Raw genomic sequence first — 15039 nt, forward strand, 5'->3', positions numbered from 1 at the left:
AAGAACGCCAATGGAAACTCTGATAGATGGCAAAGAGATCTGGAAGGAAAAATTTGTAGCCTGAATTTGACCTGACAGACACCCTCTGAAAAATCGGTGACTGTCAGATCAGGTCTGAACTACTACAGATAAGGATAATCGAAATTTCGACAGATTTTATGGTTTATTTAAATGTTTCGACACAGGTAGGGTTATACTCGTTTAAAACAGATACTTGTTTTTAGGGGATTCAATATTAACATTGTAAGAATTGTGGTTAACAAATCTGGTTTTTATCTTTATCAAGGTTCAGTATTGGCAGAAACTCAACTCTTAAGATGCTTGATGACTTGTGAGTATAAAATTTCCATATGCTCCTAGAAGCATTTTGTTTGAAGGCTTCTCATGGATGACGGTGGATCGACAACTTCTTTTCGCATAGACATTGTGGATGGAAAGGCCGGTTCGTTACATGGCGAACCGGCTTATGGGCAGGTTATCAGAAGAAACTCATTTCCGGCTGTTCATTCTCCAGGGTGATCCGGGTACCAGCCTCACCGGAGACAATTTTCTCCAGATCGTACAGGCTGCCAATGGCGGAGTAGTAGCCGCCGCTGCGCACAAAGTCGGCGGTGGCGGCTACTTTCGGTCCCATGGAACCGGCCGGGAAGTCCAGCTGGTCAATCTGGTAGGGAGTGGCACGGCGGATCTGCTTCTGGTCCGGCTTGCCAAAGTTGATACTGACGGCTTCCACATCGGTCATGATGATCAGGGCATCGGCCTTGAGCTGTCTGGCCAGAATGGCGGCGGTCAGGTCTTTGTCCACCACCGCTTCCACTCCATCAATGGTGCCATCGGGCTGTTTGCAGACCGGGACGCCACCACCGCCTGAGCAGATCACCAGGGCTCCCGCCTCACTGAGCTGACGCACGGTGTTACCTTCGACAATGGACTGGGGCAGGGGTGAAGGGACAACTCTCCGGTAGAACTCGCCATCGGGCTTCACTGACCAGTTCTTTTCTTCGGCCAGCTGCAGGGCTTCTTCTTTGCTGTAAACGGGGCCGACAAACTTGGTGGGGTTTTCAAAGGCGGGGTCTTTAATGTCCACAAGAGTTTCCGTCACCATGGTGACGATAGGAAGTTTGGGCCGGTTATTGCGGATTTCCATGTTCAGCATATAGCCGATCATGCCAGCGGTTTCAGCACCAAGGACGTCGAGAGGGTAGGGGGAGACCTTGTCGTAGGCGGCATTCTGGAGTGCCAGCAGGCCCACCTGGGGACCATTGCCGTGGGTGAGTATGACGTCGTGTTCGTCAGAAACCCTGGCGATTACTTCTGCGGCCTTACGAATATTTTCTCTCTGAATGCTCGCTTCCAGGGGCTGACCCCGCTGGAGCATGGCATTTCCCCCCAGGGCAATCACTATACGCATAATCAGGTATCCTTTTCATTCGATGTTTTTTTTTACACATCGTATAATCCGCGGCTATTGGATTTTTCGATGTAATGAAAATTGCGCCCCTGATTGCTAGCAATGCTACCAGTGATTCTCACAAATGTTATCGTGGTAAGTACGTATTGCGCCATTTGTTCTATTCTTCAGCAACCGGGTGCTGAATTGGTTAAACGCGGAACTGCATATGCCTACCTTCAAGGTCCAGGAAGTACGAAGAATCGTTAATGTTATCTACAAGGCCATTATTGAACAGCGTCTGCCTGCCGGTACGCGCCTGATTGAGATTAAACTGTCTGAAGCGCTCAAGGCTAACCGGAACCATGTGCGCAGTGCTTTGCAGGAGTTGCAGAGCCGGGGGGTGGTCATCATTGAAACCAACAAGGGGGCCTGTGTAGCCAGTCCATCCAGGGACGAGGCCCGTGAAGTCTTTGAAGCCCGACGTATTATTGAGACAGCCCTTATCCGTAAAGCGGTGGAACAAGCAGGTTCCCGTGATTTTCAACTGCTGGCGAAGCTGATCGAGCAGGAAAATGCAGCCATAGCCCGTGCTTCCAGACCGGATATGGTGAGGCTGTCCGGGGAGTTTCATCTGGCAATTGCCCGGGTTGCCGGGAACTCTGTGCTGGTTGATGCCCTCGAACGGCTGGTAGCGGCCAGCTCGCTGATTATTGGTTTGTATGAAAAAACCAGCGACCAGGCCTGCTCCTCCAATGATCACCAGCAGTTACTGGACCTTCTGACCAACGGTGACCAGGATGAAGCCGCAGACTTTATGGATGAGCACCTTCGTACTATCGAGAGCCAGCTGCTTGAACCGGAAGAGGAAGCGAAAGAGCTTGATTTTGCAGAGCTGCTGGCCAGTTAATCCCTCCCTCCTTTTTTCTACTTATAAGACCATCTATAAGGCAATGATGAGATCAGCTCCCCTGGGAGCTGGGCATCGCCCCCTATCGCCCGTGAAAAGCGTCTTCAGCATTGTGCATTGAAAGTGCATAACTGTGGCCCCCCTTCCTGTACCAGCTCTTTCCCTTTCTTAATACAACAGATGTCAACTGTCCCCGGTTTGTTTGTCCTTTGTCAAAAATTGCCATGCCAATGGGAAATTTTGTGATTGTCCGTTGGTTTTTTTGATGTAACTCAATGTTCCATCTTCAAACCCGCGTATATTCGCTAACAAATATTGCTTTTATTGCTAACAATTTGTTTCGAGAGACGGTTAAACAGTGAGCTGGTTGTCTGCGCCCCTGATATTCCAGCCCTGCAGCGGACTGCTCAATGATAATAATACGACAATGGCTCTGTCGAAATTGAGTGTCTGGTTACGGAATCATCGAAATAAATAAAGCATGAAATGTTAACAGTGATAAGGGTGTTTCCCTGAACCAGGGCAACCAACGGAACACAAAACAAAGGTTAATAACCGTTTCACGTTAGGAGAGCTGAACATGCCATTTCCCGATCTGAAGACCCGCTCAGTTGTCAAGCCAGGTGTCTATGCCGTATTGCCTCCCGAAGGCCGGGTTATCAATGTTATCCCCGGGCTGGAAAATTGCCAGCTGACGATTCTGGGCTCTCCAAAAATTGGCTGCAGTTTTGTCTGGTATACCGGATCCGTGCTTAAAGATGGCTATACCTCGAAGCCTTTTGCGGCGGAAGAAGGGGTGGAAAGCTTCATCTGGGTGATGGATGGCGACGGTGAGCTGGAAGTCAAAGTGGGGGATGAGTCCATTACTCTGGGACAGGGCGGATTTGCCTATGCCCCCGATAATAAGGCGCTGGAATTCAAGAACACCGGTCGTGGTGATGTCCGGGTCATCCTTTATAAGCAGCGTTATATTCCTGCTGAAGGCAAGCAGCCTTACACCGTGTTTGGCAATACCAATGAAATTGAAGAAGTGAATTACATGGGGCTGGAGCAGGTGTTCCTGAAAGATCTGCTGCCCATTGATACCCACTTTGACATGAACTTCCACATTCTCAGCTTTGCGCCGGGGGGATGCCACCCCTTCATTGAAACCCATGTTCAGGAGCATGGCGCTTATCTGCTGGAGGGTGAAGGCATTTATCTGCTGGGAGACGACTGGGTACAGACCATGGCTGAAGACTTTATCTGGTTTGGGCCCTACACCCAGCAGGCCTGTTATGGCACCGGTAACGGCCGCTTTACCTACATCTATTCCAAGGACTGCCATAGAGATGTAGAGATCTGAGAAGCGGGTTTATAAAAAGCCGGTTCATAAGAAGCAGAGGCCTGGCTGAGGTGACTCATCGTACCGCTGGCCGGGCCTCCAGAAAAACGACACTTGCAAAACCAAAAAATCAAAGAAAAGTAAAAATCAGGAGTTTAAGACCATGGCAATCGATTCCAACTTCAAGGCCAAAGACATTCGCGATCACCTGGAAGCGACCGGCATGAAAGGCCGTAACGTTACCTTCCTGGATGATTTCAGCAAAGAACAGATCACCAACCTGTTCCAGGCCTCTGAAATGCTGGAGCCGTTTATGCGCACCGGCACCAACCTGCTCCAGGGCAAGACGCTGTATACCCTGTTTTTCCAGCCATCCACCCGTACCCGCTGCAGCCATGAAGACGCCATGATCCGTCTGGGTGGTCAGGTTATTACTGAAGCCGATCCGGTTCACAACTCTTCTGCGGCCAAGAATGAAAGTCTGTACGACTCTCTGCGTGTAACCTCCAAGTACGCTGACGTCATTGTTATGCGTCACCCTGACGACCAGGAAGCGCTGGGTGCCATTGAGCAGTTGGCTGGCAAGGGCGCTCCGATCATCTCTGGTGGCTATGGTCATGTGACCCACCCAACCCAGGGCCTGCTGGACAGTTATACCTGCTGGAGAGCGTTTGGCGGAGAGCTGGAAGGCAAGAAAATTGTCATTTCCACCCCTGACCTCAGCCGTGCCCGTTCCGGTCAGTCTTTCGCCCTGGCTCTGGCGGCCATGGGAGCTCACATTGTCTACACCGGTGCCAGTGAACTGCGGACACCTGAAATTGTCCGTCAGAAGCTGGTGGCCATGGGGGCCAGTTTTGAAGAGCACTTTGATCTGGATCAGAAGGGCCATGAAGAGCTCTTTATTGAAAAGGAAGTGGAGCTGGTTTACCTGCCTGGCTGTTCTGTGAAGAAAGACGACCCCAATCGTGAAGACTTCATGAAGAAGATGGACAACCATTATCTCGGCCTGGATATGCTGGGGCGGGTCAAGAAGGCAACCGGCAAGACCGTGGGCGTTCACCACTCTCTGCCAAGGAATCCCGGTGAGTTTGATTTCGCCATTGATGATTCTGCTCATGAAATCTACTTCAAGGCCATTGAGTTCTCTGTGGCCATGCGGATGGCGCTGCTGGCCTCTGTGGTAGGTGTGAATTAATAAAACCAGGCCGGGCTTTTGCCCGGCCTTTCTCAAGAGAGCAGAGACCATTGTTTTCCTGGGCTGTACCGGTCACTGAATGACAAGAGATGACCGCAGCAATGAAACCAATGGGTTCTGAAGATCAAATACTGATAAGCATCTGGAAAAGGTGGTTGCCATGAACGAATTAAAACAAACCGTAGATGTTGTTATAAAGAATGGTCGACTGGTGCTGGAAACCGGAGTTGTTGAAGGCGCTCTTTCAATCGCCAATGGGAAAATTGTCGGCATCACCACTAATGATACGGCACCTCAAGCCCAGCGCGAGATTGATGCCAGGGGAATGGCCGTAATGCCAGGGCTGGTGGATCCTCATAGCCATATCTGGGAGCCCACCCATTACCCGGAAAGGGAGGATTATCTGACCGGTTCCCGGGCAGCGGCTTCCGGTGGGATTACCACCATGATTGAAATGCCCCTGTCCGTTCCTCCGGTCACGGACCGCTCTGCTTTCCGGTTCAAGGAAGAAATTGTCGAAGGAAAAACGGTGGTAGATGTAGCGTTCTGGGGAGCTTTGACCGAGAAGTCCACAGGTCACTATGGTGAACTGAACGACTGTGGCTGTGTGGCATACAAGGTTTTCATTCCTTATGCCAGCCCGGATTACCCCCATACACCGGATTACGCCCTGTTGAAGTCCATGGAAGAGATCAGCCAGTTTAACGGGCTGGTGGGGGTCCATGCCGAGAATGCAGACATTCTGTTTAACCGGCAGAAGGAGTTTGAAGAGAAAGGTCTGTTCAATGGCAAGGCCCATGAGCAGGCCCGCCCGGAAATTGCCGAGGTGGAAGCCATCAGCCGGGTTATTCTGTTTGCGGAACACACCGGGTGCCGCCTGCATATCTGCCACCTGTCGACGGTTAAGGCAAGGCAGCTGATTCTGGATGCCAGAAAGCGGGGGGTGGATGTGACGGTGGAAACTTGCCCCCATTACCTGGTGCTGGATACTGAGGATCTGGAGAAACACCATGGCTTTGCCAAGTGTAACCCACCCCTGAGAAGTCCGGAAAATAAAGAGCAGCTCTGGGACATGGTGAAAGCCGGTGAGTTTGACATGATTGGTACCGATCATACCCCCTACACCGATGAAGACCGGCTGCAGCATGGGGAAAATATCTGGAAAATGCCTCCAGGCATTGGTGGTATGGATCTGATGCTGCCCCTGATGCTGGATGAAGGTTATCACCGTCGGGGAGTCAGCCTGGAGCGGCTCGCTGAAATGATGGCAACCAATCCTGCCAAGCGTTTTGACCTGCCCCACAAGGGGTCCCTGAAACTGGGTAATGATGCCGATGTGGTGCTGGTGGATCTGGATGCTGAATGGACGTATTCCTGGAAAAACTCTTTTGCCAAGGCGCAATGCACCCGCAGTCCCTTTGAAGGCCGTCGTCTGAAAGGCCGGGTTGACCAGACTCTGGTTCGTGGAGAAACGGTCTTCCGCCAGGGTGAGGTTTTGGTTGAGCCCGGTTATGGCAAGCTGAATCTACGGACGGTCTGACTTAATAAATGCTGATTGGGTGGTTTCTGGAAACCATCCTCAGCACAGTCAATATCCTTGTCAGAAAAATTGCCTGGATAAATAAAGTGTTGGAATGTGTCGCATATTTATCCAATAGAACATTTAATGATAAGCCTAAATTAAAATGGAGTGGCCAATCATGACCACCTATATCCCAATTGAGCCGTTGACGTTTACAGGGTTTTCCCCTTTTGGTGAAGTAATCGAGTTCAGAGGGAAAACCATCAATAATAATCAGGGACGGTGTGAAAAGTACCCAGCCCTGGCTTCTGTTCAGTGCGGTGGCGCTCAATCCATCAATACCCATCTTTTTTATCAGTCTGAACCTGTCGTGTTGCCATTTAATCTGCAGGTTCTGGAACAGCACCCTGTGGGCTGCCAGATGTTCATGCCCCTTAATCATGAGCCTTATCTGGTGGTGGTGGCGGAAGGAGGCGATCAGCCGGACCTGGCTTCCATACGGTGTTTCAGGGCTGACCGGGGACAGGGCGTGGTTTACTCCCCAGGTACCTGGCATCACCCGTTGTTGTCATTGAGCGCACGTTCGGAGTTTCTGGTCGCTGACCCGGCCGATGTGGGCGATAACCTTAAAGAAGTTTTTCTGGATAAAAAAGAGTTCTGTATCGGGCGAATGCACTGATACAACACAATGAATTCATCGATCAATAACTGGATTTGCAAGAGCCGGACCCTTCAGGAAAGTAAAAAAAGTGTATGCCTGAATGGGCGATGATCTGGCTCAATTTTTTTTCGAATCAAACGTGTTTTATTTCCGACAGACGCTGGTGCAGTTGAATAAATTTAATAATTTAAAAAGGATAGGGCGTATTTTAATCAATTGATTGGTTTTTAATCGCCCCATTAAAAACGCTGAAAGGGTCGTTGGTCGGATGAATTCAACCGCTTTACATCGTGGTGTTTTACTACAAGCAGGAAACTGATCCTTTAGTTCCTGGAGAAATAAAACAACACCCGAAAACGATCCTGGAACGGGGGATGTTCTGATGAGCGAGCTGGCAATTAATGATAATAAAGTGGTCACCGAACCTATACCGGAGGGTGGTCAGGAAATAAAAAAAGCCGGGGAGGAGTCCCTTTCTCCCCAGACCAACCGGATCATGGGCAACTGGTCTTACCTGTTCACCTGGATGGGAGGGTGCGTTTCTATTGGTACCTTTGCCATGGGCTCCAGCATTGTTGGCACCCTTAACCTGACCCAGGCGGTCGCTGCTATGGCTCTGGGCTGCCTGGTGATTGGTCTGGCTCTGATGCTCAATGGGATGGCCGGGCAGAAGTATGGTATTCCCTTTGTGGTTCAGGCCCGGGGGGCATTCGGTTTTGCCGGTACCAAAATTCCCGGCTTGATCCGGGCGGTGCCGGCTGTGGTCTGGTTTGGTTTCCAGAGCTGGATTGGTGCCGGTGCGCTGAATATGGTGTCACTGACCCTGTTCGGATATGACAACCTGGTGCTGTTCTTTATTTTGTTCCAGGGATTGCAGATCGGTTTGTCTGTGCTGGGCTTCCAGGGCATCAAATGGCTGGAGAACATTGGCAGTGGCTTCATTATCTTTGCCCTGGCCTACATGTTTTACAGCACCGTGGACAAGTACGGCGCTGAAATTACCCACGCTATTGTCAATATTGAAGGCACCTGGGGGCTGCCCTTCTGGAAAGCCACCATGCTGTTCCTGGGTATATACAGCACCATGATGCTGAATGTCAGTGACTACTCCCGGGAGATGAAGCAGTCCACGGGTAAAGGTCGAATGACCACGATTTATGTGGCCGCCATTCTTCCCGCTACCGTCTTTATGGGGCTGATTGGTCTGATGGTGTCCGGAGCAACCGGCATTGCCGATCCCATCAAGGTGTTCTCCAGTGCTGTGGACAATACCCCCCTGCTGATTATCACGCTGCTGTTTATTGCCTTCGCCCAGGTGACCACCAATGTTTTGAACAATGTGGTTCCCCCTGCCTATGTCCTTATGGATGCCTTCAAATTGAGCTTTAAGAAAGCGGCGGTACTGGTTGGGCTGGTGTCGTTTGGTACCTTCCCGTGGGAACTGGTCAAGGAAGACTCTGCTGCGGGCCTGCAGTTGTTTGTCCAAAGCTACTCAGCGTTCCTTGGTCCTATTTTTGCCGTGCTGCTGGTGGATTATTTCCTGATCCGAAAAACGGATTTGAGCCTGGACGTTTTCTACGATGAGCAGGGGCCACTCAGTGGTATCAACTGGGCTGGGGTGATTGCCGTGATTGTCGGCGCCGCTGCGGCCCTCACCTTTGTCAGTGTCTCCTGGTATGCCAGCCTGATACCTGCCGGTCTGACCTACTACCTGCTCATGAAGCACCTTCCTTCCGCCCGGCGTTTCAGAGCGGGTCATTGATTTTCCGGGGCAGTCTCCACTCCCTGGAACTGTCCCATAAGCACCATTTTCAAGACTTTATACAAGATAAGCGATGAGCTTGGGGGCGGACTATGAGCAATCATCCTCATGACACCATGGATCTGATGATTACCGGGGGCACTCTGGTGCTGGACTCGGGAACCGTGAACGGCAACCTGGCGATAAAGGATGGGCGGATTGCCGCCATTATGGCAGAGGGAGTAGAGCTTCCGGCACAGCGGCGAATTGATGCCCGCCACCTGATGGTTTTTCCCGGTGTTGTCGATCCTCACGTTCACTTCAAGGAGCCCGGTCCGGGTCGGGCCAGGGAAGATTTTCACAGCGGCACCCTGCAGGCGGCGGCCGGAGGTGTAACCACTACGGTTGAGATGCCCCTGAGCCAGCCACTGGTGACCAGCCGCTCCGCTTTTATGCATAAACACGAAGTGGCAAAAGCCCAGGTGGTTACTGACTACGCGCTCTGGGGGCTGCTGCCAGCGGATGATCTGGACAGGATTGAAGAGCTGGTTGAGTCCGGCTGTGTTGCTTTCAAGACCTTTCTATCCACCGATCCTGATGCGCCAAAGCTGACCGATTACAAGCTGCTGGAAGCCATGAAAGTGATCCGGCGTTATAACCGCTTTATTGGTTTCCATGCGGAGAATGCCGACATCATTGACTCCACGGCGGCGGCCATGGAGCAGGCCGGTGTTTCCGGTGGGCTGGCCCATCTGCAGTCAAGACCCGATATTGCCGAAATTGAAGCCATTTCCCGCATTGCCCTGTTTGCAGAAGAGACCGGCTGTGATGTTCATATCTGCCACCTGTCCAGTGGTCGGGCCCGGGATGTTATCCGCCATGCCCGCTCCCGGGGTGTGTCCATGACCGTGGAAACCCTGCCCAGCTACCTGGTACTGGACGACACGGATCTGGATCGCTGGGGCGTCTTTGCCAAATGCAACCCACCCCTGCGCAGCCATGAAAACCAGGCAGTGCTCTGGGACATGTTGTTCAAGGGGGAGATCAATATGCTCGGCTCCGATCACTGCCCTTATACCGATGATGACCGGTTAAGGCATAACGGAGATATCTGGGCGGTGCCGCCGGGGCTTCCGGGCATTGAGTTGATGTTGCCGCTGATGCTGGATGCCGGGATGAACCGTCGGGGCATGAGGCCGGAACAACTGGCCCGGTTGATGTCAACGAACCCTGCCCGCCGGTTTGGACTGAGCCGGCGCAAGGGGGCACTCCGGGTAGGAATGGACGCGGATGTTGTCCTGGCTGACCCGGGGCACGAGTGGGTCTATGAAGGTTCAAAATCTCTGGGCAAGCAGAAGAGCAGCCTGACGCCCTGGGAAGGAAAAGCCATAAAAGGTCAGGTGATTGAGACCCTTGTCAGGGGGAGCACGGTGTTCCGGGAAGGCGAAGTGTTTGCCGAGCCCGGCAGCGGTGAGCTGATTCTGCCTGAATTCAGCCTGAATGAGCACAGGGCTTATTGGTAGGCCACCGTCTGATAAGTAACGGTTTAGAAAACGATTCAAAAAAGAACCTCTTATTTTACTAATTCTGGGAGATGACCATGAGTGAGTCCTCCGATCTGCATGCCCGGCACACCCACATTGACACCAGCAGGGTGGATCCGGGGTTATACAATGAAGACCTTGCCCCCCTGAAGCCTGAGGGACGAACCTGGGGGGCCTTTGAGATCTTCAATGTCTGGGCCAATGACGTCCAGAGCCTGTTTGGTTACACCCTGGCGGCTTCTTTATTTATAACATCCGGTTTAAACGGGTGGGCGGTGATGACGGCCATCATCCTTGCAGCCATTGTGATTATGTTTCTCTGTAACCTGGCCGGTAAGCCCAGTGTTAAATACGGGATACCCAGCCCGGTGCTGGCCCGGGTCTGCATGGGCGTGAGGGGAGCCAACTTCCCAGCCATGAGCCGCGGTATTGTGGCCATGTTCTGGTACGGGGTGCAGACGTATTTTGCCTCTACTGCCGTGACCTTGCTGCTGAACAGTTTGTTCAAATTTCAAAGCACTGAAACCTTTCTTGGCATGACCGGGGTCAGCTGGTTTTCATACATCGTCGTTTGGTTGTTCCAGCTGGCCATGTTCATGCGGGGAATTGACTGGATTACCCGTTTCCTGAACTGGGCCGGCCCCTTTGTTTACCTGGTGATGATCGCCCTGATGCTGATGATCTGGTTCCAGGCCGGTGACCAGCTGCTGCCTGCGGTCAGCAATATTTTCAAGGGGACTGGTGAATACGTCGGTGGACCGGTAGTTGCTTTCTTCGCTGTGATGGGCACCATGATTGCCTATTTTGCCGCCGTGGTCATCAATTTCGGCGACTTCTCAAGGTTTGTGAAAGACGAGAAAGCCCTGAGGAAAGGCAACTGGTGGGGGCTGCCCGGCAATGTTGCGCTGTTTTCCTTTATTGCCCTGCTTGTGACGGCTGGCACCGTGGTGGTGTTCGGCGAGCAGCTGACCAACCCGGCGGAAATTATTGAGCGGGTGGACAATATCTTCCTGACCATCATCGCAGCCACCTGCTTCTTTGCCGCGACCATCGGCATCAACATGGTGGCCAACTTCATTCCTTCTGCCTATGGGCTGGCCAACCTGCTGCCCCATAAAGTCAGCTTCAAAATGGGCGGAGTGATTACCGCGGTGATCTCCTTCTTTATCGGTGCCTTTTGGGTTTCCCTGATCAGTAACATTGGTATTGACGGTTTTGTGAATACCCTGGGGGCGGTTCTGGCACCGGTCTATGGCATCATGATGGTGGATTACTACCTGTTGAAGAAGCAGGAGCTCAATGTTCAGGATCTGTTCTCTTCTGAGCCCGATGGTGCCTATTACTACGACAATGGCTGGAATAAAAAGGCACTGCAGGCCTTTGCCATTGCTGCCACCTTTGCCATTGGGACCGTGTGGGTGCCAGCCCTGTCGGCTCTTCAGGGGTTTGGCTGGGTGATTGGAGCGGTGATTGGCGGCATTCTGTACTACGTATTGATGGGGCAGAAGAATACTTCAGTGGTTCGTGCCAAGTCAGCCGTTTAGGTTTGGAATGATAGCAGTAACCCGGTGGCAGCCAGGGCTGCCAGCGGGTTACCTGGACCGATAAGGAGGGAGTTAAAGAATGGTACATTTGCACCAGTTTCTTCTGTTCGGGTTTCCAAAGTTCTGTGGTTGTTGTCCTTGTCCTTGTCCTTGTCCTTGTCCTTGTCCTTGTGCTTGTGCTCCCTGCCCCTGCTGGTTTTGCATGCCTGCTGGCATAGGGGGCGCTGATGGAACAGCTCTTTCATCTGCTTGTTGACCATGACTGTTCAGGTAGTCAGTCAATTTCTTTTGTGCAGCGTTACAGACTTGTACAACTTTATCTCGGAACAGTTGCTTTTCTGGTTCTGATGCTTTGCTGGATAGAATTGAGCAGGTTATAGGGTTTAATAACTTTGCATCAGCTTCAGCCATGGTTTTTAAGCCTGAATCATCAGGGTAGGTTTTACACTCATTTTTAATATAGTTATTTATGTGTTTGTGGTTTGCTATCATACGTCCTTTTAATGTTTCTGCTTCCTCTGGTTTAAATGTGCACCGATAAGGACAATGTTGGTTTGATTCGAAGGCGGCTAAAAGACACTCACTATGAAACTTGTGAACGCATGGGGTAACCAATCTTTCACCCAAGTATTTCAAATTATCTTTGTCATCCCATTCGACACAGTCAGAAAGTGGAGAGTAACAAATGCTGCATGCAAAATTAATACTGGCGTCCATTGTTGATCCTCGTCTGGTCATATACTGAATTAGAGTTCGGATAGACTGTGCTTCATCATTTAGGTTCACCTAGTGGATAACAAGAGTGTTAGTCATACTGACTTTTTCAGAAAGCTCTGCCAGGTCGAGAATAAACTGCGTCAAAGTCGTGATACCGCATTCCTTTATTTTAGACTCCGCACGAAGCCATCAATATTGATGCACAGCAATATATTTTTTGGAATTATTGGAATAGTAGAGTTGATTGCTATTATTTTTTTGATTTGCAGAAAGTAGCGCTGACTAAACAACCACCGGTTTAGGTGGGTGGATAGTTATGCAGACAAGGGATCGTCGCTGGTGAGTGCTGTGATTTTCCGATGGACCTTTTTCCCACTACATAAAAAGCAGGTCTGAATATGTCTGAATCCGTGGCAACGAAACAGAAATCAACTCACTCCATTAATAGCAAGCCGATTCACCGTCGCCGGTTTGAATTTCCGGATATTTACATCATCCTGTTCAGTTTTATCGTAATCATGGCTTTGCTCAGCTGGGTGATCCCGGCGGGCCAGTATGAGCGTGAGACCCTGGCCAATGGCCGACAGGCGGTGATTGCCGGTACTTACCAGCAGATTGAACAGACGCCGGTGGGCATCATGGATGTGATTGAGGCCATTCCCGCAGGCATTGAAGGGGCTGCTGCGGTTGTGGTGCTGACCCTTCTGGTGGGTGGTTCGGTGATTGTTCTACAGAAGATTGGTGTGGTGGATATGGGCATCAATATGTTGGTCACCCGGCTGGGTCGGCAAACGGAGTTTATGATCCCTATCCTGGTGCTGGTATTCGGGGCCATCTGTGCGTTTATCGGTACGCCGGAGTTATCCATTGCCTATATACCGATCATCCTGCCGCTGATGTTGCGCCTTGGTTATGACTCCATGACGGCCGCAGCCACCGCTATTATTCCCTGCACACTGGGCTTTGCCTTTGGCGTGACTGCCCCCACCAATGTGGGCATTGGCCATATGATTACAGGATTACCCCTGTTTTCAGGGGCCTGGTATCGGATCATCTTCTGGTGCATCGTCATGGCCTGCGTCATTGCGTTTATTCTTCGTTATGCCCGACGGGTTAAGCAAAACCCACAAGCCAGCACGATGTATGAAGACGACCTGAAGCTTCGGGAAGAGCTGCTTGTTGCAGGGAAAGAAGAGGCAGGGGAACAGACGGTGGTGGATTACAGCCCCCGCCTGAAAATGGCTGGGCTGGTGACGCTGATCCTGTTTGTGTCGGTGATTGGCAGTATTATGATCTTTGGACTGGGGTTCAATGCCATTTCCGGGCTCTTTGTCACCATGGCAGTGATCGCCTCCCTGCTGGCAGGCAGTTCCATGAACAAGGTCTGCAATGACTTTAATGAGGCCATGAAAATGATGCTGGTGGGCGCCCTGATCTGCGGGGTTGCCCGAGGGGTTTCAGTGACGCTCAATACCGGTAATATCATGGACACTCTGGTGTATTACCTGGCCTCGTTCATTGGTGGATTACCGGAATGGGCAACGGCGGTTGGCGTGGTGTTCAGTCAGGCGACCTTCAACTTTCTGGTGCCCTCCGGCTCCGGCCAGATGCTGGTGACCCTGCCGATTCTAAGTCCGGTTGCGGACCTGGTGGGAATGAACCAGCAGGTGCTGGTCTGGTCTTCCAATGTGGCGGATGGGCTGTCGAATATTTTCTTCCCCACCAGTGGTTATTTTATTGCGGCACTGGTAGCGGCCCGGGTGGATTACATCCGCTGGGTGAAGTTTTATTTTCCGTTTTTTATTTTCACGGTGGCTCTGGCCTGTGCCGGAGCGGTGATTGCCGGAATGATTAATTACGGGCCTTTTTAATCAGGAAAACATGGTTTTTTAAGTGGCATAAAGATTTTCGAGCGTGGGCAGAGCAAGTAAAAGCAGGAAAAGTACTTTTCAATTTTTAGTGAAGAAAGTACTTTTCACCGTGCAGTAACTGAATGTTGGTTTGCTCACGCTTTATGGAGTGTTTTTCCAGTTTTCTACAATTCCAAATGTTCGTGGGATAGCTCGAGCTGTCTGGGGGAATCCTTTAATTCGAGCCAGGAATACTGGTCACTGTTCGTTAAGGTGTTGTCAATCAGGGCGGCAAAATTCGCTTCATCTGTGAAGCCTAACACATCTGGATTCGTGAAAATATAAAGATTTTCAGATAGATAGATTACCACAAACATCGGTGACTCATAGAGTTGTCCTTCAGGATAACTCCTGTTGCAGAGTATCCATGTTTGGCCTGTATACTTTCTCTTTTTTCTAAGTTTAGAAAGATAAGCAACTGTTTCATCATGGCTTGATACAGTTGATGCATAGCTAAGGAAGGTGCGAACAACCCCAGCTATTTGATAAATTCATCTTTTGGGATCGCAAAAGCAGCCTAGCCCCAGAAATTTTGGTGGATAATCCACCAAAAACTTACTTGAAAGTGGCAGGGTTTAACC

Annotated in this window: 11 protein-coding genes; 9 read left to right on the forward strand and 2 right to left on the reverse strand. The window is 51.0% G+C overall.

The features are described 5' to 3' along the window. Nucleotides 1–478 precede the first annotated feature (478 nt). Complete coding sequence (gene arcC / locus ACNRUY_RS22935) at nucleotides 479–1411, reverse strand: carbamate kinase (RefSeq protein ID WP_488113991.1); 933 nt, start codon at nucleotides 1409–1411, stop codon at nucleotides 479–481. 208 nt (nucleotides 1412–1619) lie between these two features. Between arcC and ACNRUY_RS22940 the strand changes: the two genes are divergently transcribed. The 8 genes from ACNRUY_RS22940 to ACNRUY_RS22975 all read left to right on the forward strand — a co-directional run bounded on the left by ACNRUY_RS22940 (nucleotide 1620) and on the right by ACNRUY_RS22975 (nucleotide 11831). Then, nucleotides 1620–2300, forward strand: coding sequence for a GntR family transcriptional regulator (locus ACNRUY_RS22940; RefSeq protein WP_488113992.1), 681 nt, complete (start codon nucleotides 1620–1622; stop codon nucleotides 2298–2300). Nucleotides 2301–2880: 580 nt separating this feature from the next. Further along, nucleotides 2881–3645, forward strand: a complete 765-nt coding sequence (gene allE, locus ACNRUY_RS22945; protein WP_488113993.1) for a (S)-ureidoglycine aminohydrolase — start codon at nucleotides 2881–2883, stop codon at nucleotides 3643–3645. Nucleotides 3646–3787: 142 nt separating this feature from the next. After that, nucleotides 3788–4819, forward strand: a complete 1032-nt coding sequence (locus tag ACNRUY_RS22950) for an aspartate/ornithine carbamoyltransferase family protein (RefSeq protein ID WP_488113994.1) — start codon at nucleotides 3788–3790, stop codon at nucleotides 4817–4819. Between the two features lie 160 nt (nucleotides 4820–4979). Further along, entirely contained in the window at nucleotides 4980–6359 is a 1380-nt protein-coding gene (gene allB / locus ACNRUY_RS22955) for an allantoinase AllB (protein WP_488113995.1), read from the forward strand. A 160-nt stretch (nucleotides 6360–6519) separates the two neighbouring features. Next, nucleotides 6520–7020, forward strand: coding sequence for an ureidoglycolate lyase (locus ACNRUY_RS22960; RefSeq protein WP_488113996.1), 501 nt, complete (start codon nucleotides 6520–6522; stop codon nucleotides 7018–7020). Between the two features lie 364 nt (nucleotides 7021–7384). Then, nucleotides 7385–8764 carry an NCS1 family transporter gene (locus ACNRUY_RS22965; protein ID WP_488113997.1) on the forward strand — a complete coding sequence of 460 codons (1380 nt, stop codon included), beginning with the start codon at nucleotides 7385–7387 and terminating at the stop codon, nucleotides 8762–8764. Between the two features lie 92 nt (nucleotides 8765–8856). Then, nucleotides 8857–10266, forward strand: a complete 1410-nt coding sequence (gene allB, locus ACNRUY_RS22970; RefSeq protein WP_488113998.1) for an allantoinase AllB — start codon at nucleotides 8857–8859, stop codon at nucleotides 10264–10266. A gap of 77 nt (nucleotides 10267–10343) precedes the next feature. Next, nucleotides 10344–11831 (forward strand): NCS1 family nucleobase:cation symporter-1, encoded by a 1488-nt coding sequence (locus tag ACNRUY_RS22975; RefSeq protein ID WP_488113999.1) that lies wholly within the window; start codon nucleotides 10344–10346, stop codon nucleotides 11829–11831. A gap of 72 nt (nucleotides 11832–11903) precedes the next feature. Here the strand turns inward: ACNRUY_RS22975 and ACNRUY_RS22980 are convergent, their stop codons facing one another. Next, complete coding sequence (locus tag ACNRUY_RS22980; protein ID WP_488114000.1) at nucleotides 11904–12548, reverse strand: RING finger protein; 645 nt, start codon at nucleotides 12546–12548, stop codon at nucleotides 11904–11906. Between the two features lie 398 nt (nucleotides 12549–12946). On the opposite strand from ACNRUY_RS22980, the gene ACNRUY_RS22985 reads away from it, so the two are divergent. Beyond that, nucleotides 12947–14419, forward strand: coding sequence for a YfcC family protein (locus ACNRUY_RS22985; protein ID WP_488114001.1), 1473 nt, complete (start codon nucleotides 12947–12949; stop codon nucleotides 14417–14419). The last annotated feature ends 620 nt before the right edge of the window (nucleotides 14420–15039 follow it).

It is taken from the genome of Endozoicomonas sp. Z74, from assembly GCF_057680865.1.

Bases quoted from the DNA above. Each gene is read 5' to 3' on its own strand.
- ACNRUY_RS22940 (WP_488113992.1), top strand. From the start codon at position 1,620: ATGCCTACCTTCAAGGTCCAGGAAGTACGAAGAATCGTTAATGTTATC.
- allE (WP_488113993.1), top strand. From the start codon at position 2,881: ATGCCATTTCCCGATCTGAAGACCCGCTCAGTTGTCAAGCCAGGTGTC.
- ACNRUY_RS22965 (WP_488113997.1), top strand. From the start codon at position 7,385: ATGAGCGAGCTGGCAATTAATGATAATAAAGTGGTCACCGAACCTATA.
- ACNRUY_RS22980 (WP_488114000.1), bottom strand. From the start codon at position 12,548: ATGGACGCCAGTATTAATTTTGCATGCAGCATTTGTTACTCTCCACTT.
- allB (WP_488113995.1), top strand. From the start codon at position 4,980: ATGAACGAATTAAAACAAACCGTAGATGTTGTTATAAAGAATGGTCGA.
- allB (WP_488113998.1), top strand. From the start codon at position 8,857: ATGAGCAATCATCCTCATGACACCATGGATCTGATGATTACCGGGGGC.
- ACNRUY_RS22960 (WP_488113996.1), top strand. From the start codon at position 6,520: ATGACCACCTATATCCCAATTGAGCCGTTGACGTTTACAGGGTTTTCC.
- ACNRUY_RS22975 (WP_488113999.1), top strand. From the start codon at position 10,344: ATGAGTGAGTCCTCCGATCTGCATGCCCGGCACACCCACATTGACACC.
- arcC (WP_488113991.1), bottom strand. From the start codon at position 1,411: ATGCGTATAGTGATTGCCCTGGGGGGAAATGCCATGCTCCAGCGGGGT.
- ACNRUY_RS22985 (WP_488114001.1), top strand. From the start codon at position 12,947: ATGTCTGAATCCGTGGCAACGAAACAGAAATCAACTCACTCCATTAAT.
- ACNRUY_RS22950 (WP_488113994.1), top strand. From the start codon at position 3,788: ATGGCAATCGATTCCAACTTCAAGGCCAAAGACATTCGCGATCACCTG.